The organism is Streptomyces sp. MspMP-M5, assembly GCF_000373585.1.
Taxonomy (GTDB): domain Bacteria; phylum Actinomycetota; class Actinomycetes; order Streptomycetales; family Streptomycetaceae; genus Streptomyces.
The window spans coordinates 47,560-73,361 of the sequence record NZ_KB891904.1 but is presented as its reverse complement, the minus strand read 5'-3'; the positions used below and the strand labels follow the sequence as shown (position 1 = coordinate 73,361).

The window sequence follows — 25,802 nt, the reverse complement described above, 5'->3', positions numbered from 1 at the left end:
GCGCCTTGGCCTGCTGGGGGTCAGGGGCCGCCTGCCCGAATTTTTATGTCTGGCTATCACTTGGCTAGTGTGAAAGGGAGTTGCCGGTCCGCCTTCGTGGATGTATCCCGGCTTTAGAGTGCAAATCCAATATGTGCAACCTCGTAGTACAGCTCTGGTGGGGAGTCAATTTCGGTAGCGTAGTCCATCCAGGCTGTATCAAGGGTGGTTTCATCGCCGGTTGACCAGGCGTCAATCAAGTTATCCCAGCTACGTTGGCTGGGGCGAATTTCGCGTTCGCTGGCTTCTTTTTGTGCGCCTTGGGCCTGCTTGCGAACGTCCCGCCAGTCGACTGGGGTGATGCTCATCCGTTTACCGTGGGCGCGTTCCTTGAGTTGAGGTGCGATGGCTTCGCGGACACTGGGTGGTGGCGTGCGTCCGGTTCGCTTCCAGTTGGCGGCGCGGAGCTGCCAGTAGGCGTGGTTGATGCGTTGTCGGCTGGCGGGGCTGGGGGTGCGGGCCTTCCAGCCGCGGCGGGTGCGTGCGGGGATGCCGGCGCGGTCCATGGCCTCGCGTCCGCCCTTGTGACTGTTGAGGTATTTCAGTTGGGTCCGGACCTTCGGTGAGGCGTCTGTGGGTGGTGTGACGTCTCCGTTTTCCATCAAGTCGAGGAGTTCGAAGCCCAGTTGTTCACCGAAGGTGGTGCCGCCGCTGTCGGGGCCGCGTCCCCAGGTTCCCAGAGGTCCTCCGGTGTGTGGCTGGCGTGGCCGGCTAGGCGTCACTTCTCACCTTTTCGTGAGGTCTTCTTGATCTTGATCTGGTTCAGGGCGCGTCCTTGCGTGAACAGCGGCTTACCGCTCCAACGGGCAGCCCACACATCACCGGTGAGGTGGAGTTCGTCGGTACCGCCAGCCTGAGCGACCGTCAGTCCTGCCTGGTATGCGCGGATTGCTTTTCGCCGCAGGTTGGAGAATGCCTGACCGCGGATGATGTGCTGCCATTCAGGGCGCCGCAATTCATGGTTCTTACGGCTGTCCCCCATGGTCGAAACCAACTTGGCATACATTGTAGCGACATAAGTCTTCGTCAGTTCGTCATCTTCAGAAATGGCCTTCATTCGAGCATTGTTGAGCACGTGTACGAGCGTTTTGAAGAGGGATGCACTTCCCTTTGCGACGTAAGCCTCCCGGATCACCGGTAGCGCGCACAACTCTCCGTACGAGGGAGATGCGAAGTCTTTCAGGCTGAGCAGCACCGATGTGGGTACCCAGAGCGTGCCGGATGTCTCCCGGTCGTCGCCGAGGGGGTGAGGAAGTTCGGGGTGCTCCCAGTCGATCGGGTCGATGCGGCAGATTCCCGAAAGGTCGATTCCCTTACCGTAGTTGGCTGGGTCGTCCCATCCTTCCGGGTTGTGGGTGATCGTGCGGATCGGAAGGTGTGCGGACTGGAGCGCAGCAAGGTAAGCGGCGTTGACATCGAGCTCGGTCACCTCGGTGCCGTCGGGCACGGAGGTGTTGGTGAACTTCGGGCGGGCCTCCCACACCTCGTCGGCGTTGTCGCGCCGCTTGCGGGTCAGCGGTTCGGGCAGCTTCGGGTAGGTCGTGTGCTGATAGCTCGTCTCCACCCGCGTCGCCTCGAACAGCTCCATCACATCGGGAATCGCCGAACCACCGTCGCCGGCCAGTGCCTTCAGGGCTGCGTCGGCGTCGCCGTCGTGTGCCTCCAGCGCGCTGGCCACCCTGTCGGCAACGAATGTCGACAGGGTGGTCTTGGCGGAACTGAGGCGCCGCTGCTGTCGTGCGGGCGCCGCCGCGGGCATGGCGTGTGGCTGCTCCGGCACCGAGATGGTGCCGGAGGGGGTGGTGTTCTGAATGGTGGCCGCTTCCCGGGCAGGCGGGGGTAGTTGGTGGGATCCCGGTGATGTGGGGGTGGCTTGTACGGAGCCAGGGGCTGGTGCGCTGTCAGTGGGATCGGTGAAGCGGGCGTAGGGCAGTTCGGCGCGCAGTTGGGTGGTGGTCTGTGGGCCGAAGTCGCGTTCGGCGACGTCGATGTGGGTGTGCTGGCCGGTTCGGACCAGGGTGAGGGTGACGTCTGGGTCCAGCGCGTTCACCATCTCGGGGAGGTCGGTGTCGAACGCGGCCAGGACTGGGATGTTCCGGGTCCGAGCCAGGTGGGACAGGATGCGTGCGGCGGCGGGTAGCGCAGGGCCGGACAGTGGCACCGCGGGGTCGTGGATGTGCTGGAGGCGGTCGACCACCACGAGTGCCAGGCCGGTGATGTCCGGGGCGGTTTGCGCGATGACTTCGGCGGTCAGGCCGGTGCCGTCGTCCATGTGCAGGGGCGCGCCGGCGAGTCGGGCCCGTGTTTCAGCGGCGGCCTGTTCCTCCGCAGGGGCCAGGGTGCCGGTGCGCAGCCGTCGGTAGTCCACCGGGGTCTCGGCGGCGATGATCCGCGCGGCGATGTCCGCCCGGGTCAGTCCGGACGCTGCGTAGAGCACAGGGAGTTGTCGGGTGAGGGCGGTGTGGCGGGCAGCAGCTGCGGCGAGCAGGCTTCCGCCGGCGCCCGGGGCAGCAGCGATCAGCGTCAGTGTGCCCGGTCTGAGGCCGCCGAGTGTGTGGTCGAGAGCGTGAAGGCCGAACGAGGCTGCCTGGCTGTATGTGGGGGAAGCACCGGGTGTCAGGACCTCGTCCAGGGCGTCGTCCAAGGCCGTCAGACGGCGTGCGGCCGTTGTTGTTGCGTCCGTCGGGATGTCGGTGGGTGTGGCGGTGGTTGGGTGGGTGGTGGGAGCTTGGGGAAGTAGAGCTGCAGCTGGTGTGCGGCGGTGCAGCAGCAGCTGCGGGGTGCCGGAGGCTGCAGCGGCCAGCAGATCGCCCAGCTTCTTGCGCGCGGTGGTGACCGTCATGGCCGGCAGGGCGGACAGCTGGGCCTGCCAAGTGGAGTCCAGGTGGCTCAGCGGAGAGAGGACGGCGCACTTCGTACCGCGGCCGATCAGTGCGGGCTGGCCTGCCGCGGCGGCCTCCACCAAGTCGTACAAGATCTTGCGTGCCTCGTCGATGCCCAATCGCCGCACGGTGCTGGCTGCGGTGGTCGTGGCGCCTGGTGTGTCCTCGGCCATGTCTGCTCCTCCCCTGCACAGGGAACACGTAATACACGTAAGAATCTAGCGTAAGGGTGTCGTTGGTGCGATGACGCTCACCCGTTACGGGTGCAGTCGGCAGTGCGCTCCCGGATTCCAGGTGTCCGTCAATCTTCACGCGATGGAGTTGTCCGAATTTCACCAAGTGCCCCGTGGCCACGTCGAGGGGGCTGTGATGTGTGCGCTGGTCCCGGACAGGCACCGTGCAGAAAGGTCGGTGCAAAGGTGGCCGATTTTCCCCTATGTGCTGGGTCGGCGGAACGGTTCTGTGCCCGGCCGCTGTCAGAGCCGCCCATCACGATGCGCAGATGAGTCTCACTTCAGTTCTCGCAGACCCGACCTCTGCCATGGCGTGCTTCCTTGCGGAGCACCTCCCCTTCACAGAAAGGGTGGTGGCCGACCTCCGCATGCGCCTGAGGAGTTGGCCCGCGCCCGTCGTGCCCGACGCGGGCACAGGGCGACGGCCGGAATATCCGATGCTCGGACACACCATCGACCATCGGTTGCGGATCAGCCTGGGTGCGCCCACCGGCGGGCCGATTCAGGAAGGCGTGCTGCGGCCTGGTCTTCGACGGCGGCGCGGACGTCGGTGGTGCAGACGCGGACTTCATCCTCGACGGGAAGCTGATCGGCTGCAAGGCAACCATCCGCCCTGGGCGGTTGGGGCGGGCGGAGATCTACAGCTGGTCGGGTACCTCCTACTGGACTAGAGCAGCGTCTATGCCATCAACGGGGTGGGGCTCTGCCTCTCCCGCCAGGGCGCACTTATCGACTGGGGCGTGGAGGACTTTCTCGGTCTTCTGGGTGCGCGCCTGGATTGGGCAGGTTCTTTCCCGTGAACCGGTCGAGGGTCTCTTCCAGCCGGCACTGGAGTTCCTGGGCGGTCGCCGAGGTCGTCGGTGCCGCTGTCACGCTGCGCGCGCTGGCCATGTTCGTTGGCCTGGCTTTCTGGTCCGCGGCGCGGGCGGCCGCGGCAGGCCGTCCGCTGCCCGCTGGTGGCCGGTCCTGGACCGGCTGGCCGACGAGGGCTCGCCGGTGGGTCAGGTCCTGGGGACCTTGCTGGTGCTTTCCTGGGCCGTAGGGTCTGCAACCTGCCCGGCGCTCGGCCCCTCGGTCTCGGGCCTGCCTCAGCGTCCCCGGCCCGGCTCGCATCGGACCCTTGACCGTCGGCTTCAAGGTGAGACGGGCTCAACGGCATCTGGTGTGTGCCGGGGGCATCTCAGCCGGCGGACGTCGCTGTCACGATGGCCTCAGGCGCCGGGCGAAGTCTCCTATCGAGGTGATGGAGACCAGTTCGAAATTGTCGGGGAACTTCAGCTGGGTGCGTGTCTCCACCCGGTAGACCAACTCGAAGAGTTCCAGGGACTCCAGCCCGAGGCTCTTGGTGTCCGCGGCGACGGACCAGAGCAGCGTCTCCTGCGTGATGTCCGCGGCGGGGATCTCGCCGAAGCGCAGGTCCTCGACCTCTTGGGCGATGACGGCGACCAGTTCGTCGTGTGTCATGGGTATCAGTTCTCCTCCTTGATGAACGGACTGGGTGCAGGGAGGTCCTGCTGATCCAGGTCGTACTGCCATCGTGTGACGCCGTCCGGTGCCTCCCGCACGAGGCTGAATCCGAGCCGCTTGTAGAGATCGGCCACGAGGTGGTTCTTCTGTGTCGGGGCGTAGTCCCCCACCAGTCGTCGCACTCCGGTCGCCGCGGCCTGCCGGGCGAATGCGGCGAACATCGACCGCTCCAGGTCGCGGCCGATGACGCGACAGCTCAGCAGCCACGAGTCCACCTCGGCGGTGTCGCCGTGTGTGCGTGCCAGGAAGAATCCGACCACCCCGTGATCGGTGAACCGGTCGCGCAGCCGGGCGGTGAAGTGGAGGGCTTCCGGTTCGGCGACGAGTTCGGCCAGTTTGGCCGCGGAGTGGCGACGGCTCAGGACGTTGAACTGATTCGTCTTGACGACCATTTGCGCCACGCGCGGGAGCGTGCCCGCGTCCACCGGTGCGAAGTGGGCGGACATCTCAAGGCCGCGGTGGAAGTCCTCCAGGGTCTGGCTCTGCTCCTCGTACTGCTTGGCCTGGGCCCGGGCCCGGTAGGAATCGGCGCGGGCGGCGTCCTCCTCGGTCGCCCATGCCTGCTGCAGCAGGGGGTGGGCGCGCACGGTCCGGGCGTACTCCCAGGAGCTCTCCGGAAGATCGATGACCTCGACTTCGGGGAGCAGAGCGCGGACCTGGGCGCGTTCCACCGGGTCGTCGTCGACCAGGATGAGGGAGTCCAGGCCGATGCCGAGGTGTTCGGCGATGTGTCGCAGTTGTTCCGGCTTGGGTTTCCAGGAGGCGCTGAAGCAGCTGATGTCGGAGAGCCGCAGCAGCATGTCCGGGTGTTCCTGGAAGGGGGATTTCGCGTCTGCGGGGTTGTTCTTGGAGCAGACGGCGAGAATGATCCCGCGTTCCTTGAGTGCGCGGATGTACCGCTGGAAGCGCACGAAACCCTCCCCCGCGTCACCGCCCAGGACGATGCCGTGCATCCCTGCTTCGCCGATCACCCCGCCCCACAGGGTGTTGTCCAGGTCCAGGACGAGGCACTTTTTGGTCCGCCCCAGATCCGCCGCGATCAGGCCGGCGGTCTCGCGGGCCGGAAGGGGCAACACGTCGGAGGCGAAGGGCTGTTTCGCCATCCGCCAGGACCGGTCGTCGAACCAGGCGAGTTTTCCGGCCGCTCCCGCCAGCCGGTCGCAGTCTACGATCAGGACGTCCTTGCCGGCCGCTTCGGCCAGCATGGTGTTGACGCGGACCGCCATGCTGTAGCGGGATCCGGGCAGGCGCACGTCCAGGGCGTTGATCACCAGGTCGTCGGGCAGTGCGAAGAGCCAATGCACCACGCGTGCACGGCTGTTGGATCGGATCGTCCGCCACAGTGAGCGCCAGCGTCGGACCTCGGCCTCGATGTCCTTCTCCGGAGCCGTGGAGTGCTCGGGCAGGCCGAGTTCGTCGTGGTGCACCGCGAGCACGACGAAGTCGGGGTTGCTGCGGTAGAGATCGCTGTCCGGGTCTGCGGCGAGGCTGCCGTACTGTCCGATGCCGTAGACGTCCACCACGGCCTCGATCCCGCACCGGCGCAGGGTGACGCGCAGGACTCTGCCGAGGAGGTCGGCGGTGAAGCTGCCGATCAGCGCCACTTTGACGCGGGGCGCGTCGGGAAGTGGTCCCTCGGCGTCGAGGATGCGGCTGAGGGAGAGGATCTCGCCGGTTTTGCCCCTGTCGACGAGTGTGCCGACGAGCTGTCGCAGTGTGGTGTGAGCGTCGTCCCGGGCGGCTTGCTGGGCGCGGCGCAGCAGATCTCGGGCCTTGTCGTTTTCCGGCACCGGGTTGTGGCCTTTCCGCCGACGGCCGCGTCCAGGGGTGCGCGGCCGGCAGCAGGTCAGTGGTGGTCAGGAGCGTCAGTAGAGGTTGACGTTGACGGCGTACTGGTCCATGCCCAGTCGCCTCGCCACGGACAGGGAGGCGCGGTTGTCCCATTCGGTGCTGTAGAGCGGCGTGGCGCCGCGTGCTCGTACCAGTCGGGCCCAGCGGGCGACCAGCGCAGGGGCGAGGTGGCGGCCGCGGTGGGTCGGCAGCGTCTCCGTGCCCGCTTCATAGGCGGCGCCGCTGTTGCGGGCTGCGCAGCAGACGGCGACCGGCCGGTCGCCGTCGAAGGCCGCGACGGTCGGTTGTCGTTCGGCGATGGAGTCGGCCACCTCGGGGAAGGTCTCGCGGAAGAGGGGCGCCGTCGACGGGCCGCAGTTGCGCAGGGTGATGCCCGGTGGGGTCGGCTCGTCGGTGGAGTCGGGCACGACGAAGGCCGGGCCCACGAAGCTGTGGGTCACCGGGGCGTGTCGTGCCAGGAGCCGGGCCGCCTCGGCCGGGGGGCTGACGGCTTCGGCCAGGGTGGCCGGTGGTTGGTCGGCGGCCCATCGGTGGAGTTCGTCGGCCAGGTCTGCCGGTACGGCGATGCTGGTCCATGCCTGCACGGCCGAGGCCGTGCAGGAGAGGAAGCACCGGGGTGGGGCGGGGTGGCCGACGTCGTTGATCGCGGTGAGCCTGCCGTGCCGGATCACGAACAGTGTCTGTGCCTGGAGCGCGGCCAGGTTCTGCGTCGGGTCGGGGGCGGTTGTCATCGCAGCAGTCCGTGCCGGATCCGGTCGAGCAGCTCGGAGGTGTAGCCCTCGACCGTGGTGCGGTCGAACTGGTTGGTGCTGTAGTACCAGACGACCTCCAGTTCCCGGTCGGTGAGCTGTATGTCGATGCCGTGCACGTGCTCGCGCAGCCCGGTCTCCGTCTCGTCGGGGCCGGGGTCCTCCGGGGCGCGGGGCAGCATTTTGGCGGTGGATCCTCCGTCTGTCTTGCCCAGGTAGTTGACGGTGATGTCGGGTTCGCCTTGGGCTGCGAGGGTCTGGCGTGTCGTGTCGTCTCCCATGTGGGCGAGGAGGCCGTAACCGGCGCCGTCCATGGGGATGGCGGCCAGGCGGCTGGAGACCGTTTGAAGCTGTGCGGCGAAGCTGTCGGAGGTGTCCACCTCGACGGAGACGGGGTAGCGGGTGGAGAGCCAGCTGACGGTGCGGGCGACGTTGGGTTGGTCCGGCAGGCCCCGGCGACCGTGGCCGATGAGGTTGGAGCGTACTGCGCGGCGCTTGCCCTCGCCCTGAAGTGTGGGGATCGTGGCGGTGAGGAAGACATCGACCATGCCCAGGCCGGTGCCCGGTAGCACCTCGTCCATGAGCCGGGCGGTATCGGTCCGGCTCAGTCGCGCGGCCACGGTGTCCGTGGTCGCCATGGTGTTTGCCTTGTCCCGGTCCAGGGGGACGGGCTCTGCGGGGCGTCCCAAGTCGAGCCAGAGTGGTACCTGTTCGTGCAGCCGAGGGTCGGCGGCGCGTTCGGTGAGCCAGCGTGCGTAATCGGCGCTGGTGGTGCTCGGCGGGACGAGGGATATGGGGCGGGAGACCGACAGGGACCGGCAGGCACGTTCGAGGTCGGCGAGAACGATCCCGAAGGAGAGTCCGTCGCAGACGAAGTGGTGGACGACCAGCAGCACGCGTCGTTCGTCGCCGGCCAGGGTGAAGTAGGCGAGCCGGACGAGCGGGGACTGGTGCATGCGCATCGATGCCTGGATTCGGGTGCACTCGCGGGTGATCGCCTCCTCGGCGGCGGCGGCGTCGCGGTCGCGCAGGTCGAAGGTCTCGATCGGCATCTCGTCCAGCGGCTGTCCCTGGAGGCCGGCCGGCCCGCGGTCCTTGTCTAAGAGACACAGCCGGAGCCCGTCGTGGAGGTTGACGACCGTCCGGGCGGCTTCTTGGACGTGGTGTGCGGTCAGCTCCGGCGGGGCCTTGAGCAGCGCCACCTGGTTCCAGTGGTGCTCGTCGGGGAGGTTGCGGGTGAGGAAGCGGCGCTGTTCCGGCAGGAGGGGCGTGGTCTGTGCAGCCGGGAGGTCTGCGCAGGAGGGCTCGTTCATGTCCGGTCCTTCGTATCGGCCACGGTCAGGGTGAAGTGGAGGAGGTCGGCGACTGCCTCGGGCAGCGTAGTGGGCGAGTCGACGTGCAGCGTACGCAGTCCCTGGCGTGCGGCCTGGGCGAGTACTTCGGGGTTGTCGTCCAGCAGCACGGCGTCGTCGAGGGGTTGGCCGCAGTGCCGGGCCACGGCGGCGAAGTACTCTCTGGTGGGTTTGACGTGGCGCACCTGCCACGATGAGGCGATGACGTCGAAACGTCCGAGGTGCCCGTATCGGTCGTCCTTGATTCGGTCCCAGTGGGCGGCCTCGTTGTTCGTCAGTACCAGCAGCACGTCCGGGCGGTGCCGTCGAATGGCGTCGATCGCCGTGAACGCCTGTGGGTGGGCGGTCAGGCAGTCCCGGTACAGGTCGTCCAGCCATTGGGCGTCCACCGCGACGTCGGCGGGGGCGCCGGCGGCGGCGAGGGCGTCTCGCAGGACGTCGTGGACATGGGTGTGCCCGGTCTCGTAGGCGGCGTCGCGGGCGTCGATCTGTCTGCGCAGTCGGTGGGTGTCGGCGCCGTGTCGGGTGGCCAGGCGGTCGAGGAAGTCGGTCTCTTCGGTGACGTTGTTGAAGAGGACGCCGCCGGCGTCCATCAGGATCGTGTCGGCCATACCGCCTCCAGGTGCTCGCGCATCCAATCCAGGTTGGCTGCCAGTCCTTTGGCCAGGTCGTACTGGGGGCGCCAGCCGGTGGTCCGGGTGAGCTTGGAGGGGTCGGCCTGGAGCTTGAGGACCTCGCCGGAGCGCGCTGGGCCGTGCACGATGTCGCTGCGCGAGTCGGTCAGTTCCACGATGGTGCGGGCCACGTCGATGATGCGGTGGTCCGTGCCGGTGCCGATGTTGTACGCCTCGCCTGTGGCCGGCAGCTCCGCCAGGGCCAGGAACCCGGCGACGGTGTCCGCTACGAAGGTGAGGTCCCGCGTCTGCTGACCGCTGCCGTTGATGGTGATCGGTTCTCCTCGTAGCGCTTTGGCCAGGAAGAGTGGCACCGCGTCGTAGACGTGGCGGGGCCCGTAGCAGTTGAACGGGCGGATGATGGTGAGTGGCAGCCCGTAGGTGTGGTGCCAGGACCAGGCCAGGCGGTCGCAGGCTACTTTGGATGCCGCGTAGGGCGTGGCCGGTTCCAGCGGATGCCCCTCGGTGATCGCGTCGTTGTGGCTGCCGTAGACCTCGCTCGAACTCGTCACCAGGAGGTGGGCGGGTTTTCTTGACTGGGCTGCCTGGAGGACGTTGAGCGTGGACGTCACGTTGGTGCGCACCACGTCGGCCGGCTGGTCCAGTGATGCCGGTACGTAGGCGTCCGCGGCCAGGTGGAACCAGGTTTCGGCCGATACGCGGCTGAGTACGTCGGTTGCCGATGGCCCTGCGAGGTCGACGTGTATGACCCGTTCCAGGGCATCGACCGTCGCGGCGGGGAGGTTGCGGAACCGGTTGGTCACCTGGGTGGCCGAGACGCGCCGGACGACCGCGGTGACTCTGGCCCCGTGGCTCACCAGGGTTTCGGTGAGGTGTGAACCGATGAATCCGTCGGCTCCCGTGACGAGCACCGGGCGTCCGGCCCAGTGCGTGGTCGTGGGTGACATCACGTTGGTGCCTTTCAGCGGTGGTGGGGGACTGTGGACCGGCTGGATGCGCGTTGCAGTGCACGGTGCAGGCCGTGTGCCAGGAAGTCGACTTCGGAGGGGGAGGAGTTCAGTGGGGGTGCGACGATCAGTCCCTCGCCCGTGCCGTCGGTGTGGAATCCGTTGAAGGGGTAGAGCAGCAGCCGCTCGTCGCGGGCGGCCGTGAGGGCGGCGGCCTGCGTGCCCGGCTCGAGCTCCACGGCGTGGAAGTAGCCCAGTCCGCGGGTCTCGCGCACCACGGGCAGCCCTTGCACCGCCTGTACGGCGGCGGTGACGTCCTGGCCCCGGACGCGGGTGGGGTCCAGTGCGCCCAGTTCGGCGAGCACGTCGAGGACGGCGAGCCCCGCCGCGGCCTGCAGGGGCGTCGCCGACATGGTGCCCATCAGCGGCAGCGGTCTTGGTGAGGAGCGGAGTTGGTCCACGCCTGCGGGGTTGACGAGTACCGCCGAGAGCGGGACGTATCCGGCGGACAGGCCCTTGGAGAGCACCACGATGTCCGCCGCGGCGTCTGCGCAGTGGTCCGCGCCCAGTGGCAGGCCGGTCCGGCCCAGGCCGGTGAGGACTTCGTCGTGGATGACCAGCACGCCGAGGTCGTGGCAGGCTCGGCGCAGCGCCGCCAGGTAGCCGGGGGGTGGGACGTAGGCGCCGCCTGTCGTGCCGTTGACCGGTTCGATGAGCACGGCTGCGACGGACTCGGCGCCCAGGCGGTCGATGGCTTCGGCGACGGTGTCGGCGCAGGTTGCCTGGCATCGGAGGTGGGGGCAGTTGTGGTGGTGTCCTGGGTAGGGCGGGTCGAAGGTGGGGGCCAGGCCCAGGGTGTCGTCGGGGTGCGGGCGGCGTCGGCGGTGTCCGGAAAGTCCCAGGGTCAGTGCGCTGTTGCCGTGGTAGCCGAGTCGGGCGGTGAGGATGTGGTGCCTGCCGTCCTGGCCGCGCGAGCGTTGGATGAGCCGGGCGTAGGAGATGGCCAGTTCCACGGCTGAGGTTCCGGAGCAGGAGAGGCTGACTTTGTCCCCTGGTCTGTTGACGGCCTCGGTCAGCCTTAAGGCCAGTTCTTCTTGCATGTGCGGGAGGAGGGCCCCGGGGGAGGCGAATGTGGCGGTGCGTGCCTGGCGGGCGATCTGTTCGACCACGTGCGGGTGGGCGTGGCCGATGTTGACGCAGATCAGGCCGCTGGCGGCGTCCAGCAGGCGGTCGCCGTCGGCGGTGTGGATCCATGCTCCGGCCGCATGGCTGTAGTCGATCGGCGGCAGGGGCTGACGTGCCGACAGCAGGACCGAGTCACTCATTGGTGGGCCTTTCGCAGTGGCGCGGCTAGATCAGTTCGTGCCAGGCCAGGCTGGCCTTGCCGCTGCACAGGCGCAGTGCCTGGCAGGCGAACATGGAGCTCCAGCAGTTGCGGTGCGGTTGCGTGGCCTGGGGCCAGTAGAGGGCCGCTGCCTTGCCGTTGTCTGTGTGGAGGCTGTTGGCCAGCGTCGAGAGCGCCGCGTCGAACCCGTCGGGCCGTAGGTCCAGCAGCTTGGCCAGGCGGATGGCCTGGGCCAGCACGTCGGATTGTGTCCGGTCGGAGGCGGGGCCGTCCGTGCGGTGTGCGTAGGTGGTGAAACCGCCCTCGGCGAGCTGTTGTTGCCATACCCACTTGGTGATCCGGGCCGCGTGTTCGCGGGCCTGTGGCCGGCGGCGGGCCGTGTCCCAGATCCACAGGCCCTCGGCGGCGTAGCACGCGGCGTGCAGGCTGATCAGATCGCTGCCGGGGCAGGTCTCGACGGGTGCTGCCTCGGGTGGGGTGGGCTGGGCGAGCGTGGCGTCCACCAGCTGCCCGGCGGCTTCGGCGGCTCCTGGGACGCCGGCGTCGTCCGCGCTGACCAGCGCTTGCAGCAGTTTGAGCAGGTGGGCGCTGCCGGAGTTCGACCAGGTCGGATCGGCTCCGGTGGGCTGTTGCCCGGTGGCCAGGGGGTGGGGGTGTCCGGTGGTCGGCAGGTGGTCGAGGAGGAACTGCGCCGCGGTGCGTCCGGAGGTGATCAGTCGCTGGTCACCGGCGCGCCGGCCGTAGGACAGCAGGCCGTGGGTGATCATGCCGATGTCGAAGAGGAAGACTCTGCCGTCGCCGTGATCGGGGCGGCAGGAGTAGTCTCCGCCGTCGATGCGGTCGGCCAGCCATGAGGCCGCCGCGTCCGCCCTCTTGCGCTCGGGTGCGGTCAGTGTCTCGTGGGCGAAGAAGGTCAGGATGTATCCGGTGATTTCCGGGTACGGATAGGAGAGGCGGCCGTCGGGTTCCTGCCATCCGCAGTAGGCGCCGTCGGGCTGCTGGGTTCCGCCGCCTCGGAGCCAGGCGGACAGTGCTTCCGCCAACTGGCCTGCGCGTTCGGGGAGTACCTGCGGCGTGTGGTGGACCAGGGCATGTTGTGCGCTCATCGCGTTCCTTTGTGGGTGCTCCGCCCTTGAGGGGCGGAGAGGAAACGGACTTCTGCGGAGCAGGCAAGGAGCTGCGATGCGCCGCCGGGCGGATCGTTGTGCTCTGACCCGCAGTTTTGATCTCCACCTGTGATCCGACTGGCTTGTGGGTGTGCCCATGGCGTGCGTGAGGCCCGCACGCAGGCGGGCAGTCGGCAACGAAGCAGGAATTCCACGGGGCGCCCCGCACAACCTCCCGGCCTTGGGCGGGAGAGCGTCAGATCCCGCTCTTCGGTGTCGGGGGTCGGCCGGTGCTTCGTAGGGTGGCCGGTCACCGCTGGGCACACGCCGCTTCGTAGGCTCGTTCGTGCCCGGCGGCGACCGCCGCGGAGGAGAAGCGGCGCTCCGCTTCGGCGTGCGCCGCCGTCACGAGGTCCTCCAGGTCCGAGGTGACGACGCGCTCCATGCACTGGGCCAGTGCCTCGGCATCGCGCGCCGGGTAGAGGAACCCGGTGCGCCCGTGGTCGATGACCTCGTCGTGGCCCTCGACGTTCGAGGTGATCACGGGACGCCGGCTGGCCATCCCTTCCACGAGGGCGATACCGAATCCCTCGTGGGAGGAGGGCAGTACCACCGCGTCGGCACCGCAGAACAACGTCGGCATGTCGTGCCAGGAGAGTCCCTGTTCCCAGATCACCCGGTCCGCGACGCCGAGTTCGTCCGCCAGGGCCCGTAGCTTGTGGGCGTAGGAGTCGAGTGTGCGCGCGGTGGGGGTGGTCAGGACGAGGCGGGTGCGCGGATGCCGCGCGACCAGCCGGGCCAGCGCCGTCACCGCGTCCTCGATGCACTTGCGTGGCACGGGACGTGCGGGGATCAGGAAGACGGTCTCGTCGTCGGCGACGCCGTGGCGGGTGCGCCAGCGGGCGCGGGCGGCACCGTCGTCGCGGAAACGGCCGAGGTCGGTGCCGAACTCCACGACGTGGATGTCCTGGTCGGCGAAGCCGGCGTCGAGTGCCCAGCGCCGGTACGCCTGAGAACCGCACACCATCACATCGGGCCGTAGGTTGTCGACGAGCCCGCGTTGCAGGGACCGCTCCAGCGGGTAGTCGCCCCAGAGGTCGAAGACGCGCTGCCCCGGCATGTGCGTCTCGAACAGCGAGACGGCCAGCTGGGCACCGATCGCCGGCCGGAGCCAGCTGGTCAGGAGCGCCGGCACATAGTTGAAGACGTGGATGACGTCGGCGTCGCTGGTGGTGAACAGGGAGTGCAGACTCGCCACCGCCGCCTTGGCGTCCAGGCGCCGGCAGGCATCCATCAGCCCGGTGAGTTCGCGGATGCGCACCGCCCCCTCGCGGTAGAGCCGGCGCTCCGGGCCGTCGGGGACGGCCTCGGTGGCCACCGTCACCTCGTGGCCGCGGGCAACCAGCCCCTCGGCCAGTTGGTGGAGGTGCGTCTCGCCGCCGCCGACGATGGGGGGATACTTCTCCGCCACGAGCAGGATCTTCATGACAGCGACTCCAGGGCTCCGCGCAGGGCCTTGAGGGCTGCGGCGCGGTCGGTCCGGGGCGGGCAGCCCAGCAGCAGCCCGCGCTTGGCCAGCGTGCGCGTGTGGACGTACGGCTCGTGGACGATCGTGGTCACGCCGTCGAAGCAGGGCTGATGCGGCTGGGAGGCTCCGAGGAAGCCGCGGGGATCGATGCCGTGCTCCAGCAGCACGTTGACGGCGCGGGTGAGCGGCAGGCCCTGTGGGAGGAGGACCGCTACCGCGAAGGGGGAGGCGCCCGGCGCGACGGGGTCTCCCAGCACCGTCCATCCGAACTCCCGGAGCACGGTGGCCATTTCGGCGGCGAGCTGTCGCCGCTGTCGGGCGAGCTCCGCGTGCCGGGTGAGCTGCACGCGGCCGAACGCGGCCTGGAAGTCGGTGATTTTGGCGTTGTAGCCTAGCGTGAGGTGGATGTACCGCTCCTCCGGAGCCAGTGGACGGTCGTCGACCGGGTGCTCGAAGCGCCCGAGTCGGTAGTCGGGGTTTCGGCCGAAGGCACGGAGGCTGCGCAGAACGGAGTCGATCTCCTTGGAGTGGCTGGCCGCCACGCCGCCCTCGCCCATGGTGAGGTGATGGCCGGCGTAGAAGCTGAAGGTCGCCACGTCGGCGGCGGAGCCCACCGGGTTGGAGCCGTCGGCGGCCCCTAACGATTCGCAGCAGTCTTCGATGACGAAGACACCGCGGCGGCGCTTGATCTCGGCGAGGCGCTTCATCGGCAGGGCCTGGCCGAGGGTGTGCGGCAACAGGACACCGCGTGCGCCGTGTTCGGCGACGGCCTGCTCGACCAGGTCGAGATCGGTGTTGACGTCACCGGCAGCCACGTCGACGAACACGGGGATCAGACCGAGTTGGACGACCGGAGTGACCGCGCTGACGAAGGTCGCGCCGGATACGACGACCCGGTCGCCCGGCTCGGCCCGGCCGAGTTGGAGCATGGCCGCGACGGCCAGGAGATTCGCGGTGCTGCCGGACGTCACCGCGAGTGCGTGCGCAAAGCCGAAGGACTCAGCGAATTCGGCCTCGAATTCCCTGGTGATCGCGCCCGTGGCCAAGTCCCCGGAACGCAGGGCGGCTACGACCGCTGCCACCTCGCGTTCGTCATAAGCGGGGCGGCCGAACGAAAGAAGCGCATCGCCTCCGGCAGCCGGAACTACGTGCATGGCATGGTTCACATGGGCCCCCGATCTCCCTTTTCCGAGACTATTCCTGCGCGCACACGGATTCGGTGTGCATGCCGGACAGTCATGACAGACTTGAGAAAGAACGCGCCGTTCGTCAATCACGCGCCAGCTGATATCGACTGTGTACCCCAGCCGGACTGCGCCGCACGCTAGCACAGCGAACAGATAGTCGCGCAAGGGCGATTGATCGATGCATCCGGAAGATCGTTGACCGGACACTGGGCGTATGTAAGGCTACTCTGCCAAAACCTGCCCGCCATTGCGGCATAAGGCAGGCGCACGTCGGCGCAGCTATTGACCGTGTCGCGCCATCACCCGTTCGGTTCCCCCTTATAGGTCAAGAGGAATCAGCCGCGTAACGGGGAGTCCAAGGGCATTGTCTGCAGGTCGTTTCAGGTCGAAGTCAGTGAACTGAGAGCCGACTTCCCGTTCAATTCTTCGCTGTTCGGCGCCCGAGAGAGGGAACACATGGCCTTGCGCGTGGGGATCGTCTACGGAACTCGCCCCGAAGCCATCAAACTCGCGCCGCTGGTGCTCGCGCTCGACGCCGCCCCCGGTTTCGAGCCCGTCGTCATCACCACCGGCCAGCACCGGGACATGCTCGACGAGATCAACGAGCTCTTCGGCCTCCGTCCGCAGTACAACCTCGACATCATGCGTCCCGGCCAGCGGCTCAACGCCATGGCGAGCCGCATCATCCACGAGCTGGGAGAGCCGCTGCTCAACGAACTCGTCGACGTCGCCGTGGTACAGGGAGACACCACCACCGCGTTCGCCGCCGCCTATGCCGCGGCGTGCGAGCGCATACCCGTCGCCCATGTCGAGGCCGGTCTGCGCACGGGAGAAAGATTCGAGCCGTTCCCCGAGGAGATCAACCGGCGGCTGATCACCCAACTCGCCGATCTGCACTTCGCCCCGACGGCCGAGGCCGCGGGAAACCTGCTCGCCGAAGGGGTGCGTTCCGACGACGTGTACGTCACGGGGAACACGGTGATCGATGCCCTGCACCTCGTGCTGGACCGTCCCGACGACACCGTGAGCCGTGAGCTGGGCGCTTTCGCCGACGGTCACCCGACCGTCCTTGTGACGATGCACCGAAGAGAGTCCTGGGGGCCTGCCATGGCCGGGGTCGCCGCCGCCGTGGCGGAGTTGTGCCGCGCCCAGCCGGCGTTGCGTTTCGTCATCCCGCTCCATCCCAATCCGGAAGTCCGTCGCGTTTTCCACAGTCGCCTCTCCTCCTTCGCGCAGGTGTTGCTCTGCGAGCCGCTGCGCTATTCCGAGTTCGTCAAGCTGATGCACCGAGCCGTGCTGGTCCTGACCGACAGCGGCGGGGTACAGGAAGAGGCACCGACGCTGGGGACGCCCGTGCTGGTGCTGCGGGACCGCACGGAGCGGCCCGAGGGCGTCGCCGCGGGCTGCGCCCGGCTGGTGGGCACCGATCCGGCACTCATCGTCAAAGAGGTCGGCCGACTGCTCGACGACCCCCAGGCGTACGAGGCGATGCGGCGCCCGGGCATCGTCTGCTACGGAGGCGGCGACGCCGCCGCACGGTGCCTGGAGGCACTGAGCGAGCGCTGGCTTCCCTCCCCCGATGAGCCGGCCGGACTGCGGACGTGCCGGTGAGGGGCCCACCCCAGGCCGTGCACACGGCACTACGACGCCGGGCCCGGCAACCACCCGACGCCCCCTCTCACGCACGATCGAGACCAGCCACGAGGAAAGGCAAGGACGCCATGACCCTGCGTCTGCTCGTCGAGCCCCAACAGGGCACCACCTACGACGCGGTGAGCACGTTCGCGCAACGGGCCGAGAACCTCGGCTTCGAGGCTCTCATGACCAGTGACCACCTGGTCCGCATCGGCGACGGGTCCCCCGGTCCCGGGCCGCTGCACGCCTGGACCCTGCTGGCCGGCCTGGCCCGGGACACGCAGCGTATGCGGCTGGGCACGATGATGTCCGCCGTCACCTTCCACCACGCGCCCGTCCTTGCGTTGATGGCCGCACAGGTGGACGCGATGAGCGGCGGCCGTCTCGAACTGGGGGTGGGGGCGGCCTGGTTCGAACGCGAGCATCAGGCGTACGGCATTCCTTTCCCCTCCGTCACGGAGCGGTTCTCCCGGCTTGAAGAGACGCTGGAGGTGATCCGGCGACTGTGGACGGCCGACCCCGGAGCGGAAGTCTCCTATCAGGGGCGGCACATCCGCCTCGACCGTTGCCCGGCGCTGCCCGTGCCGTATCAGAGGCCGCACCCCCCGCTCGTGGTCGGTGGTCTGGGCAAGCGGTGGACGCCACGTCTCGCGGCGCGCTACGCCGATGAGTTCAATGCTCCGTTCACCACCCCCGAGCAGGTGCGGGCGGCCGCCCGGCGGGTGGCGATCGCCTGTGAGGAGGCCGGGCGCGATCCGGGGGACATCACGGTGTCCGCGTCCGTCGTCCTGTGCCCCGGACGCGACCGGGCCACGGTGACGCGACGGGTGGCGGACACCGGTGAGCCCGCCGCGGAGATCGCCGGCTTCGGCGCCGTGGGGTCACCGGAGCAGGTGGCCGAGGTCCTGCGCGCCTACCGCGACGCCGGCGCCGTCCGCTGCTACGCGCAGATCAACAATCCCCTCGATGTGGAACTGCTCGACGAACTGGCCGAGGTGGCCGAACTGGCGGGCCTGCGCCTGCCCGGCTGACCGGCAACGCCGACGCCACGGGACTTCCCTCCTCGGAGCGTGCAGGAACGGGCCTTCCAAAGGCGCCCTGTCGGGCGGCCGCGTTGCGCTCCTTCGCCTCTCCTGCACGCACCGACGACTTCGTCCCGGCCGTTGTCCGCGACGTCCGATCGCTTGGACGTCGCGGACAAGGGCCGGGACGAAGTGCGCCGAGTCCGAAGGCGTCGAGACCACAGTGCGATGCGAGGAGGCGGTCCAGCGCTCTGGGCACCGGTGGCCGGTGGCGGTGACACCTCAGCGGCTCGACGCCCGGCAGACGGTCGGCGACCGCTCACGGCGGCGCCGGGATGCGAAAGCCTTCCGGGCGCTGCGGGAAGGGGCCGCCGCCGGGCCCGCCACGGCAGTCGCGTAGCGGGCCCGCCTTCAGTCCGACTCCCGGATGCCCAGGACGTGCGCCGCAGGGCCGGACGGTTCGGACGGCGGCGTGAGGACCAGGCTCTGGAAGAACAGCCACGAGACGGTGGACGGCGGTGGCTCGGGGAACAGTGCCGTCGGCGCGAAGAGACGGTCGCAGACCGTCCCCACCAGCCAGTCGGGCAGGAACAACCGACGGTTCTCGGGAGCGTAGAACGCCGCGGGGATACCCGTCATGGTCGTCACCGTCAGATCGTCGATGCCTCCCTCGGCCAAGGACGCCGCGTACATCAGCAGATCACGTTCGAGCGCGGACAGCAGGGCGGCTTGCGGTACCTGCTCGGCGGGCACGGAGTTCGGCTTCCGGTTCCAGACGGGAGGGACAAAAGCCGGTGCCCCGCCGTCGTCCTCGGCATACCGGCGCCGGATGCCGGCCAGGATCGGCCCCGGGATGCGCACCTGGCGACGGGTCGCCCAGCGTTCCAGCTCGTCGAGGTGGTTGCTGCTCCAGTCGAGGAGGGCCGTCGTCTCGTCCGCGTGCGGCTGCGCCGCACGGAGGGTGAAGGAATTCATGGCAATCTCCGGGCCCGTCAGTACTTGGTGGCGAATCGGGTGTGCGGGCGCAGCGGGCGCCCGTAGCGGAAGCGGTCCAGGCTCAGGCCGGGGGCCTCGTCGTCGACCAGTGCCGCCACGAGCCGGCCCGTGACGGGGGTGAGCAGCACCCCGTTGCGGTGATGTCCCGTTGCCACCACGATCCTGGGGTCGTCGGCGCGGCCGACGATGGGGAGTTCGTCCGAGGTCATGGGGCGGAATCCGCTCCACATTTCGTCGATGCGCCACTCCGCCGCCTCGGGGACGACGGCGCACAGCCGGCTGAGGACGGCACCGACCACGCCGGCCGTGTTGTCCGCCTCCGGCCGTAGGTACTCCTCGCTCGTGCCCACGATGTATTCGCCGGGCGACCGCGAGACGATCGATCCGCAGCCACCGCTGGGCATGAACACCACGCTGCGCAGGAGTCCGGGCGGGCCGGCCAGCCGTAGGATCTGCCCCTTCACCGGGCAGACCGGGATCTGCAGGCCGAAGGCGCGGCCCACCTGTCCGCTCCACGAACCCGCCGCGATGACCACCCGGTCGGCGACGATCGTGTCGCCCTCGCTCGTGGTCAGGCGCAGCCGGTCCTGCTCGTCACCGACCCCGGCCAGGCCACCGCCGAACACCTGGCTGCCCTCCTCGGACGCCCAGTCCGTCATCGCTTGGAGCAGGGCCCGTGGATTGACCACCGCTTCCCCCTTGATGCGGATGGCTCCGCGGAAGGCTCGGGGGGACAACTGCGGCTCCATGTCGCAGACTTCCGCGGCGCTGAGCCACCTGTTCTCGATGCCGTACTTGTCCATCCACTGTGTGCGGGGCTGAAGGCTGTCCGGGCGTTCCACGAGGTCCAGCAGGGTGAAATCAGTGGAGCGGTATCCAACCGTCTCGGGAGCGAAGCCGAAAGCGGACAGGAAGTGGGGGTAGTAGTCGAGTCCCTCGTGCAGTAACTCGTAGAAGGGTTCCGGCATCCAGGGGTCGTACTCGCATGCCGGGGTGAGCATCCCTGCGGCTGCGGTGGACGCGCGCCCCTGCGTCGTCCCCCCGATGACCGCGACGGACAGATACCTGCGACGCAGATGAAGGGCGGTCGACATGCCGATCAGGCCATTGCCCACCACTGCCACGTCAACACGGATGTTGCGGCTCATCGGGCCGTCTTCCTTTCAGGGAGTGCTGGTCGGATGGAGATACCACGGGAACGGCCGCTGACCGGTGCTCTGGTGATCGTCCGTGCGCCATGGCTGGTGCGGGCCGCACAGCTCGGCGTCGAGGCACGGCACCGTCAGGCGGGCTGCTTGCCGGTCCCCGCGTTTCCCAACGGGCTCGCCACGACGGTGGCCCTCCGGTGCCGAAGGCGAAGAGGAAAGGCTCGGCCTCGAAGAGCGGGGCCCGGTGGCAGAATCCGGTAACTCCGGCTCCTTTTCCGAGAATAGGGAATCACCGAAGAGATGGGATATCCCGCCGGCCCGCGATGGTGGAAGCCAGGGGACCTGGTGCAAGCCTCGGCGTCGTTGGCGCCCGCTGGGAACGGTGATTTCTCCGACGGCCGGTGGAACCATCACGGTCGGCGAATCCTTCATGACGCCTCCATGGAGAAGACTTCTGGCGAGAGTACACCGCATTTCTCTCGTTCGATAATTCCGGTCAGGAAAAAATTGCCGACGTGTGCGGCGAAAACCGTATGGAGATGGGCGGTGTTGACGGGTGAAAAGAAGCCCGCCGACCCGCACGGTGAACAGTCGGGCGTGTGGCCGGAGGTCCTTGCCATGGGCGGAATCGATTTCGGCGCGACGCCCGGGGAGGGGATTTCGGCGCACTGACCGGGGCCCTTCGGTGACGGCAGAGTTCAAAGCGGGCCGCACACGGCTTCGGGCGGCCCGATGCGATCGGGCCGCCCGACAGGGACAGCTGCCCTCACGGCGCCCTCCCGCCCGGCGCATCCCCGCGGGGCTGCGGTGCCTGGCTGCTCCCCGGCGTCACACCGGGGCCGTCACGACGTGAAGTTCAGCGACCCGTCCCGCCGGCCCTTGCCCGCGATGCGTTCGAAGAACACCAGCGTCAGCGCCGCCCACAGACCTGCGACGCAGATCTCAAGCCCGAGTTGGCCGACGACGACGGAGAACGGGCCGGCGGCCGCCAGGGTGCGCATGGCGGTGAGTCCGTGCGTAAGGGGCAGTACCTCTGTGGCCCACTCGATCGGTGTGGGCCAGAACGACCGCGGAACGTTCGCACCGCAGAAGGTCATCAGGAGCGTGAAGCCGAAGTTGAGGTACAGCCAGCGGAACTTGTGGTGGCGCAGCGAGCACGCGGCCAGGAACGTCCCGTACGCATAGGCGCTGATCCCGATCAGTGCCAGGCACGGCAGGGCGGCCACCGCCGCCCGCCAGTTCCAGTCGGGCCGGAACAGGCCCCACACGAGCGCGAAGACCAGGACGGAACTGCCCAGTCCGGCCGCGACCCAGTGCAGACCGCGGCCGAGGTACACCAGCCCCATGTTCGTGGGCGAGACGATGAGCATGGGGTAGGTCCCTTGGAACCGCTCCAGCGTCGCCGTGGTGATCACGAGCGTGGCCTCGATCGCGATGACCGTCACCGCGTTGCCCAACAGGACGTAGTCGGCGGTGATGTGGTCGCCGGCCATCTTGCCCACCAGGCCGAAGAAGACCACCTGGCTGACCAGGCGCAGCATCCATCCCGTCAGCCACGTCTTGAGGGTGTACACATGCTTGAACTCGGCGAAGCCCACGACGGCGGCATGGCCGATGACCTGCTTCACCGTCATGCCAGGCTCACCATCCCGGTGCGCCGGGCGCGGTCGGCTGCCTTGCGGATGAGGACGATGCCGAGGAGGAGCGCGACGGCGCCCAGGCCCGCGATCGCCCCCAGGCGCGGCACCACGTCATGGACTTCGTCACCGGCCAGGCTGTCGCGTAACAGGTCGGCCGACCAGGACAGGAAGATGACTCGCCCCACGGGCTGGATCCAGTCCGGCAGCACGGAGAGCGGGAACACTACGCCGCCGAGGATGTAGAAGGGATAGCTCAGCGCGTTCTGGTAGATCGTCGTATCGCGGCTGATCACGAAGAACGTCGCCAGCATCGTGGCCGTGCACGCGGTGGCGAGCAACGTCACGGTCAGGGCGGCCAGCGCGATGCCGGGGTGCCGCACGGACAGGTGGGCCCCGAAGCCCACTGTGGCCACCAGCCAGGACTCCAGCAGGGTGAGGGCGCCGATCAGCATCACCGGCAGGATGCGTCCGCAGACGACCAGGGCGAAGGCCCGCGGTGCCGCGAGGACGAGATCCAACGTGGACATCCAGCGCTCGTTCTGGATGACGCCGCCGGCAACGTCGACGGCCACGAACCAGATGCCGAACAGCCCGGTACCGATGACGGCGTTGGCCACGAGGTCGTCGCGGTCGTTGTACCGCACGATGGACAGGAAGATCACGGACATCACCGGCGCCGTGATGAGGATCGACATGTGCTCGGGGGCCCGCCGGCTGGTGTTCCACTGCACTTTGGCCGCCGCCGCCATGACGCGCACGCTCATACGGTCAGCCCCCGGTTCCCCACGAGATGGACGTAGACCTCTTCCAGGGTGGGCCGCCCCGTCCGCAGGGTGTCGACACCCGCGTCCAGCAACCAGCGCAGTACGGCGGGGTTCGCGTCCGCCGATGTGGTGTGGATCCGTGCGGTTCCCGGTTCCGAGAGCTTGTCGACCCGCTCCACCTGGGACAGGCCGGCGAGTTCGGCCAGCAGATGCGACTGCTCCTCGCGCAGGGTGATGTCGATGCGGTCGTGCCCGGAGAGCATCTGTCCGATGGTGGCGGTCGGCTCGGTCACGAGGACCGTTCCGTGGTCGACGAGGGACACCCGGTCGCACAGGGCCTCCGCCTCGGACATGTCGTGTGTGGTGAGCAAGATGGTGCGTCCCTCGGCCTTCAGCTCGTGGACCAGGTCCCGGAAGTCACGGGTGGCGAGGGGGTCCATGCCCATGGTGGGCTCGTCGAGGAACAACACGGCCGGGTCACCGATCAGGCCCCGCGCCAGGTGCAGCCGCTGTCGCATGCCGCGAGAGAAGCCCTCCACGGGCTCGTCGGCCCGGTCGGCGAGCCCCACCCGTTCCAGCAGTTCCTGGCTGCGTCGCTTGACCGCACTTGCGTCGACGCGGTACATCGTCGCCCAGAACGCCAGGTTCTGGCGGGCGGTGATCCGGGTGTAGAGGCCGTGATCGCCGCCGAAGACGATCCCGATGCGGCGGCGGACCCGGTCCGCCTCCGCTGTCACATCGTGTCCCGCGACCAGCGCCCGGCCGGAGGTCGGCAGGAGCATGGTGCTGAGAATCTTCACGAGGGTGGTCTTGCCCGCCCCGTTGGGCCCGAGGATGCCGTGGGTCTCGCCCTCGGGAACGGAAAGGTTCACGCCGTCCAGCGCGACGATACGGCTGTTGCGCGCCGCCGGTCCGCCCTGCCTGTCGCGTTTCGCCTTCCGCCCCCTTTTGACGAAGACTCGGCCGAGGCCGGTGACCTCGATCATGCGCTTGGCTCCTTGCTCGGTGTCAGTGGTGGGGCCGTTCGCTCATCAGCGGCCCGAACCGGGGCCCGCAACACCTGCCTCCCACAAGGTGGTCGGGGCGCCCCGACGTCTCCCGGCCCCTCGCGGCTGCGCGGTCACCGGTGGCTCGGCCGGGGCCGCGGAACACCCGGCATCGCTGTCCGCACGGTCGTTCCGCAGGACCGGCCCGGAAGTCGGCCGGCCCATGAACGATGTTCCTCCGGAAATCCCGGATGCCCCGGAACCTGAAATGCGTCCGGCCGTACAGACGATTGCACCGGGTTCGCGGACTCGGACACCGCCGCGTCCCAGGGGATTTCGGGGTCACCCGACGTGCCATTCTGCATAATCCCCCACACGCTCATATCGGAGGCAGCCGATGAGCAACTGCCATGCTGCCGGAACTTTTTCAAGCAGTTCCTCATAGCTGCCGGTAAGGGCTTGCGAGACACATGGCCGATGAAGTGCGGTTCCTGTGATCGTCGCCGACCCTACCGTCCCAACCAACGTTGTACCAGACAGCTTTGATGTGAGGGGACCGTGCAGCAAGGTGGCCCGACCGGTGGCCCCATTGGCGTCGACCGCGCGCTGCCGGCCATGCGGTACTTCGAGAAAATCCTCTTGGTCCCGAAGCGCACGCCGACGCGAAGGCGGCGACTTCCTCAACGGACATCGAAGGCAGCGGCGCAGGAATCGCAACGACGTGGCGGAATGCCTTCGGTGTTGCGAGAGGCGGCGGGACATACCGGTGGGTTCGCCCCGGGCACGAGGCCGGCGGCGGCCCGTTTTCTCGAAGGCTGCCCCTGGGCGCGCAGCGCACGGCGTCAGTGCAGGCGCTGGACGACGTACGGCGCCAGAGCCAGCGTGGTGAGGCTCGGGTTGGCCGCTCCTGCCCGGGGGAAGAGGCACGGACCGGCGACGGCCACGCCAGGGGCTTCCCGTAGCTGTCCGCTGACGTCTACGTGCTCCCCGTCCAGCGCCATGCCTCCGCTCTCGTGGTCGAGTTCCCCGATACTGGCGTCGTAGACCACGGCGGTGCCCGGTTGCGCCTCGGCCTGGGCCAGGGCTTCGTCGAAGGAGACGTACTCCTGGCGGAAGCGCGCGGTGAGCCCGGTGAGCCCGGCCAGTTTCCCCAGCAGATTGCGCTGTTCCCGGCGTACCACGTCCAGAGCGGCACGGGCCGGGGGCTCCAGGACGATGCTCGTCGCGTCGCCGATCACGACGGTGGACGTCGCCTGCGGCGGTTGCTCCCCCATGGTCCAGGCGTCCAGGAGGACCCCTTCGCCGTGCCGTTGGCGTTCAACGATCAGATTGGAGCGGGACGGCGCATCGAATCCCGCGTGCACCGAGGACTCCATCGCCTCGTGCTGACCGTCGCAGTGCACGACGAGCATCCCGCAGGCCATGTGGTCGACGAGGGAGTATCGCCGCGGTTGCGGGCTGCGACCGTGCAGCAGGCCGTCGACGAGTTCGATGTTGCCGACGGTGCCCGCGCACAGGACGACGTGCCGGGCATCGAGTGCGGAGTCGTCACCGTCGTCGAGGACCAGCGAGTAGCCGCCACCGGCTCGCTTGCGCACGGCAGTGACACGATGCCCCGCAAGGACACGCTCCGGCGGCAGGTCGGCGACCGGGGAGTACGCCTCCCAACGCCCCTGCCCCAACATCCGTATCGCCCGGGGAGTCGGCACGGCCGGGTATCCGAGCCCGGCCAGTTCCTTCACCATCGTCTCCTCCGTCGCGGTGCGGGCCCGTGTCAGCCCGACTCCCCCGCACCACGTCTGCAGGGCCGCCTCGGTTCGCGCGTAGAGTCCCGGCTCGTCGCCGGTTCCCAGCAAAGCGCGCTGTACCTCGACCGGCCACTCGCGCAAGACGTCGTCCTCGACGCGCAGGCAGATCCCGCGCCAGTACAGGCTCCGCCCGCCGAGGCGTCGCCGGTACCCGGACATCGGGCCGTACAGTGTGCCGGGCTGCGCGAGGAACGGGGCGAAGGACGGATCCTGCGCCGGGTCGGCCAGGTGAGCGGAGTCTTCGTCTGCGGCGATGTGCCGGCGTCCTCGGTTCGGGCCCGCCTCCAACACCATGTAGTCGCGACCGGCTCGCGCCAATTCGGCTGCCACCGCCGCCCCCGCCATTCCAGCCCCGATTACCGCCGTATCCAGCACAGTTCGGCCTCTTTTCCTTGTGGAAGACACTTCTGGTGTACCGCTGT

Annotated in this window: 21 protein-coding genes; 3 read left to right on the top strand and 18 right to left on the bottom strand. The window is 68.6% G+C overall.

All coding sequences use genetic code 11. The annotated features are described in order from the left end of the window. Window positions 1-113: 113 nt before the first annotated feature. From B073_RS46600 to B073_RS42925, 12 genes are all read right to left on the bottom strand, one after another. Window positions 114-761 carry a hypothetical protein gene (locus B073_RS46600; protein WP_158690197.1) on the bottom strand — a complete coding sequence of 216 codons (648 nt, stop codon included), beginning with the start codon at window positions 759-761 and terminating at the stop codon, window positions 114-116. After that, window positions 758-3,094 (bottom strand): DnaB-like helicase C-terminal domain-containing protein, encoded by a 2,337-nt coding sequence (locus tag B073_RS42930; RefSeq protein ID WP_018540633.1) that lies wholly within the window; start codon window positions 3,092-3,094, stop codon window positions 758-760. The genes B073_RS46600 and B073_RS42930 overlap by 4 nt, the downstream gene beginning before the upstream one ends. A 1,260-nt stretch (window positions 3,095-4,354) precedes the next feature. After that, a complete protein-coding gene (locus tag B073_RS0124025) occupies window positions 4,355-4,618 on the bottom strand; it encodes a hypothetical protein (protein ID WP_018540632.1) in 264 nt (87 codons plus the stop codon). Window positions 4,619-4,623: 5 nt separating this feature from the next. Continuing rightward, window positions 4,624-6,471 (bottom strand): HAD-IIIC family phosphatase, encoded by a 1,848-nt coding sequence (locus B073_RS40895; protein WP_018540631.1) that lies wholly within the window; start codon window positions 6,469-6,471, stop codon window positions 4,624-4,626. A 75-nt stretch (window positions 6,472-6,546) separates the two neighbouring features. Continuing rightward, window positions 6,547-7,263, bottom strand: a complete 717-nt coding sequence (locus B073_RS0124015) for a GNAT family N-acetyltransferase (protein WP_018540630.1) — start codon at window positions 7,261-7,263, stop codon at window positions 6,547-6,549. Then, window positions 7,260-8,594 carry a condensation domain-containing protein gene (locus B073_RS0124010; protein ID WP_018540629.1) on the bottom strand — a complete coding sequence of 445 codons (1,335 nt, stop codon included), beginning with the start codon at window positions 8,592-8,594 and terminating at the stop codon, window positions 7,260-7,262. Before B073_RS0124010 ends, B073_RS0124015 begins: the two co-directional genes overlap by 4 nt. Then, window positions 8,591-9,244, bottom strand: coding sequence for an HAD family hydrolase (locus B073_RS45880; RefSeq protein WP_018540628.1), 654 nt, complete (start codon window positions 9,242-9,244; stop codon window positions 8,591-8,593). Before B073_RS45880 ends, B073_RS0124010 begins: the two co-directional genes overlap by 4 nt. Then, entirely contained in the window at window positions 9,226-10,215 is a 990-nt protein-coding gene (locus B073_RS0124000) for a dTDP-glucose 4,6-dehydratase (RefSeq protein WP_018540627.1), read from the bottom strand. Before B073_RS0124000 ends, B073_RS45880 begins: the two co-directional genes overlap by 19 nt. A 14-nt stretch (window positions 10,216-10,229) precedes the next feature. Beyond that, the gene (locus B073_RS0123995) at window positions 10,230-11,540 is read right to left on the bottom strand and encodes an aminotransferase class III-fold pyridoxal phosphate-dependent enzyme (RefSeq protein ID WP_018540626.1); all 1,311 of its coding nucleotides are present in this window, start codon (window positions 11,538-11,540) and stop codon (window positions 10,230-10,232) included. Window positions 11,541-11,565: 25 nt separating this feature from the next. Further along, window positions 11,566-12,666, bottom strand: coding sequence for a hypothetical protein (locus B073_RS0123990; protein ID WP_018540625.1), 1,101 nt, complete (start codon window positions 12,664-12,666; stop codon window positions 11,566-11,568). 310 nt (window positions 12,667-12,976) lie between these two features. Continuing rightward, window positions 12,977-14,152, bottom strand: a complete 1,176-nt coding sequence (locus B073_RS0123985) for a glycosyltransferase family 4 protein (RefSeq protein ID WP_018540624.1) — start codon at window positions 14,150-14,152, stop codon at window positions 12,977-12,979. After that, on the bottom strand, window positions 14,149-15,348 hold the full coding sequence (locus B073_RS42925) for a DegT/DnrJ/EryC1/StrS family aminotransferase (RefSeq protein ID WP_237550568.1): 1,200 nt from the start codon (window positions 15,346-15,348) through the stop codon (window positions 14,149-14,151). The genes B073_RS0123985 and B073_RS42925 overlap by 4 nt, the downstream gene beginning before the upstream one ends. A gap of 489 nt (window positions 15,349-15,837) precedes the next feature. On the opposite strand from B073_RS42925, the gene wecB reads away from it, so the two are divergent. Beyond that, window positions 15,838-16,992 carry a non-hydrolyzing UDP-N-acetylglucosamine 2-epimerase gene (gene wecB / locus B073_RS40880; protein ID WP_018540622.1) on the top strand — a complete coding sequence of 385 codons (1,155 nt, stop codon included), beginning with the start codon at window positions 15,838-15,840 and terminating at the stop codon, window positions 16,990-16,992. 110 nt (window positions 16,993-17,102) lie between these two features. Beyond that, window positions 17,103-18,047: an LLM class F420-dependent oxidoreductase gene (locus B073_RS0123970; RefSeq protein ID WP_018540621.1), complete on the top strand. Its 945-nt coding sequence runs from the start codon at window positions 17,103-17,105 to the stop codon at window positions 18,045-18,047. Window positions 18,048-18,449: 402 nt separating this feature from the next. Here B073_RS0123970 and B073_RS0123965 read toward each other — a convergent pair whose 3' ends face one another. Both B073_RS0123965 and B073_RS0123960 read right to left on the bottom strand, forming a co-directional pair. Continuing rightward, window positions 18,450-19,013: a hypothetical protein gene (locus B073_RS0123965; RefSeq protein ID WP_018540620.1), complete on the bottom strand. Its 564-nt coding sequence runs from the start codon at window positions 19,011-19,013 to the stop codon at window positions 18,450-18,452. Between the two features lie 17 nt (window positions 19,014-19,030). Continuing rightward, on the bottom strand, window positions 19,031-20,182 hold the full coding sequence (locus B073_RS0123960; RefSeq protein WP_018540619.1) for an NAD(P)/FAD-dependent oxidoreductase: 1,152 nt from the start codon (window positions 20,180-20,182) through the stop codon (window positions 19,031-19,033). 441 nt (window positions 20,183-20,623) lie between these two features. Between B073_RS0123960 and B073_RS46595 the strand changes: the two genes are divergently transcribed. Further along, a complete protein-coding gene (locus B073_RS46595; protein WP_158690196.1) occupies window positions 20,624-20,854 on the top strand; it encodes a hypothetical protein in 231 nt (76 codons plus the stop codon). Window positions 20,855-21,024: 170 nt separating this feature from the next. On the opposite strand, the gene B073_RS0123950 is transcribed toward B073_RS46595, so the two are convergent. The 4 genes from B073_RS0123950 to B073_RS0123935 form a co-directional block, all read right to left on the bottom strand. Continuing rightward, complete coding sequence (locus B073_RS0123950; RefSeq protein WP_018540617.1) at window positions 21,025-21,816, bottom strand: ABC transporter permease; 792 nt, start codon at window positions 21,814-21,816, stop codon at window positions 21,025-21,027. After that, a complete protein-coding gene (locus B073_RS0123945) occupies window positions 21,813-22,586 on the bottom strand; it encodes an ABC transporter permease (RefSeq protein ID WP_018540616.1) in 774 nt (257 codons plus the stop codon). The genes B073_RS0123950 and B073_RS0123945 overlap by 4 nt, the downstream gene beginning before the upstream one ends. Further along, window positions 22,583-23,572: an ABC transporter ATP-binding protein gene (locus B073_RS0123940; RefSeq protein WP_018540615.1), complete on the bottom strand. Its 990-nt coding sequence runs from the start codon at window positions 23,570-23,572 to the stop codon at window positions 22,583-22,585. Before B073_RS0123940 ends, B073_RS0123945 begins: the two co-directional genes overlap by 4 nt. Before the next feature lie 842 nt (window positions 23,573-24,414). Continuing rightward, window positions 24,415-25,755, bottom strand: coding sequence for an FAD-binding protein (locus B073_RS0123935; protein WP_267881433.1), 1,341 nt, complete (start codon window positions 25,753-25,755; stop codon window positions 24,415-24,417). Between the last annotated feature and the right edge of the window lie 47 nt (window positions 25,756-25,802).

What these genes read in the sequence shown, in the direction of transcription:
- B073_RS0123945 (WP_018540616.1), bottom strand. Translation starts at nt 22,586, where the DNA reads ATGAGCGTGCGCGTCATGGCGGCGGCGGCCAAAGTGCAGTGGAACACC.
- B073_RS0123985 (WP_018540624.1), bottom strand. Translation starts at nt 14,152, where the DNA reads ATGAAGATCCTGCTCGTGGCGGAGAAGTATCCCCCCATCGTCGGCGGC.
- B073_RS46595 (WP_158690196.1), top strand. Translation starts at nt 20,624, where the DNA reads ATGGAGAAGACTTCTGGCGAGAGTACACCGCATTTCTCTCGTTCGATA.
- B073_RS45880 (WP_018540628.1), bottom strand. Translation starts at nt 9,244, where the DNA reads ATGGCCGACACGATCCTGATGGACGCCGGCGGCGTCCTCTTCAACAAC.
- B073_RS0123940 (WP_018540615.1), bottom strand. Translation starts at nt 23,572, where the DNA reads ATGATCGAGGTCACCGGCCTCGGCCGAGTCTTCGTCAAAAGGGGGCGG.
- B073_RS0123990 (WP_018540625.1), bottom strand. Translation starts at nt 12,666, where the DNA reads ATGAGCGCACAACATGCCCTGGTCCACCACACGCCGCAGGTACTCCCC.
- B073_RS0124025 (WP_018540632.1), bottom strand. Translation starts at nt 4,618, where the DNA reads ATGACACACGACGAACTGGTCGCCGTCATCGCCCAAGAGGTCGAGGAC.
- B073_RS0124000 (WP_018540627.1), bottom strand. Translation starts at nt 10,215, where the DNA reads ATGTCACCCACGACCACGCACTGGGCCGGACGCCCGGTGCTCGTCACG.
- B073_RS0123995 (WP_018540626.1), bottom strand. Translation starts at nt 11,540, where the DNA reads ATGAGTGACTCGGTCCTGCTGTCGGCACGTCAGCCCCTGCCGCCGATC.
- B073_RS0123970 (WP_018540621.1), top strand. Translation starts at nt 17,103, where the DNA reads ATGACCCTGCGTCTGCTCGTCGAGCCCCAACAGGGCACCACCTACGAC.
- B073_RS0123960 (WP_018540619.1), bottom strand. Translation starts at nt 20,182, where the DNA reads ATGAGCCGCAACATCCGTGTTGACGTGGCAGTGGTGGGCAATGGCCTG.
- wecB (WP_018540622.1), top strand. Translation starts at nt 15,838, where the DNA reads ATGGCCTTGCGCGTGGGGATCGTCTACGGAACTCGCCCCGAAGCCATC.
- B073_RS42925 (WP_237550568.1), bottom strand. Translation starts at nt 15,348, where the DNA reads ATGCACGTAGTTCCGGCTGCCGGAGGCGATGCGCTTCTTTCGTTCGGC.
- B073_RS0123965 (WP_018540620.1), bottom strand. Translation starts at nt 19,013, where the DNA reads ATGAATTCCTTCACCCTCCGTGCGGCGCAGCCGCACGCGGACGAGACG.
- B073_RS0123950 (WP_018540617.1), bottom strand. Translation starts at nt 21,816, where the DNA reads ATGACGGTGAAGCAGGTCATCGGCCATGCCGCCGTCGTGGGCTTCGCC.
- B073_RS42930 (WP_018540633.1), bottom strand. Translation starts at nt 3,094, where the DNA reads ATGGCCGAGGACACACCAGGCGCCACGACCACCGCAGCCAGCACCGTG.
- B073_RS0124015 (WP_018540630.1), bottom strand. Translation starts at nt 7,263, where the DNA reads ATGACAACCGCCCCCGACCCGACGCAGAACCTGGCCGCGCTCCAGGCA.
- B073_RS0124010 (WP_018540629.1), bottom strand. Translation starts at nt 8,594, where the DNA reads ATGAACGAGCCCTCCTGCGCAGACCTCCCGGCTGCACAGACCACGCCC.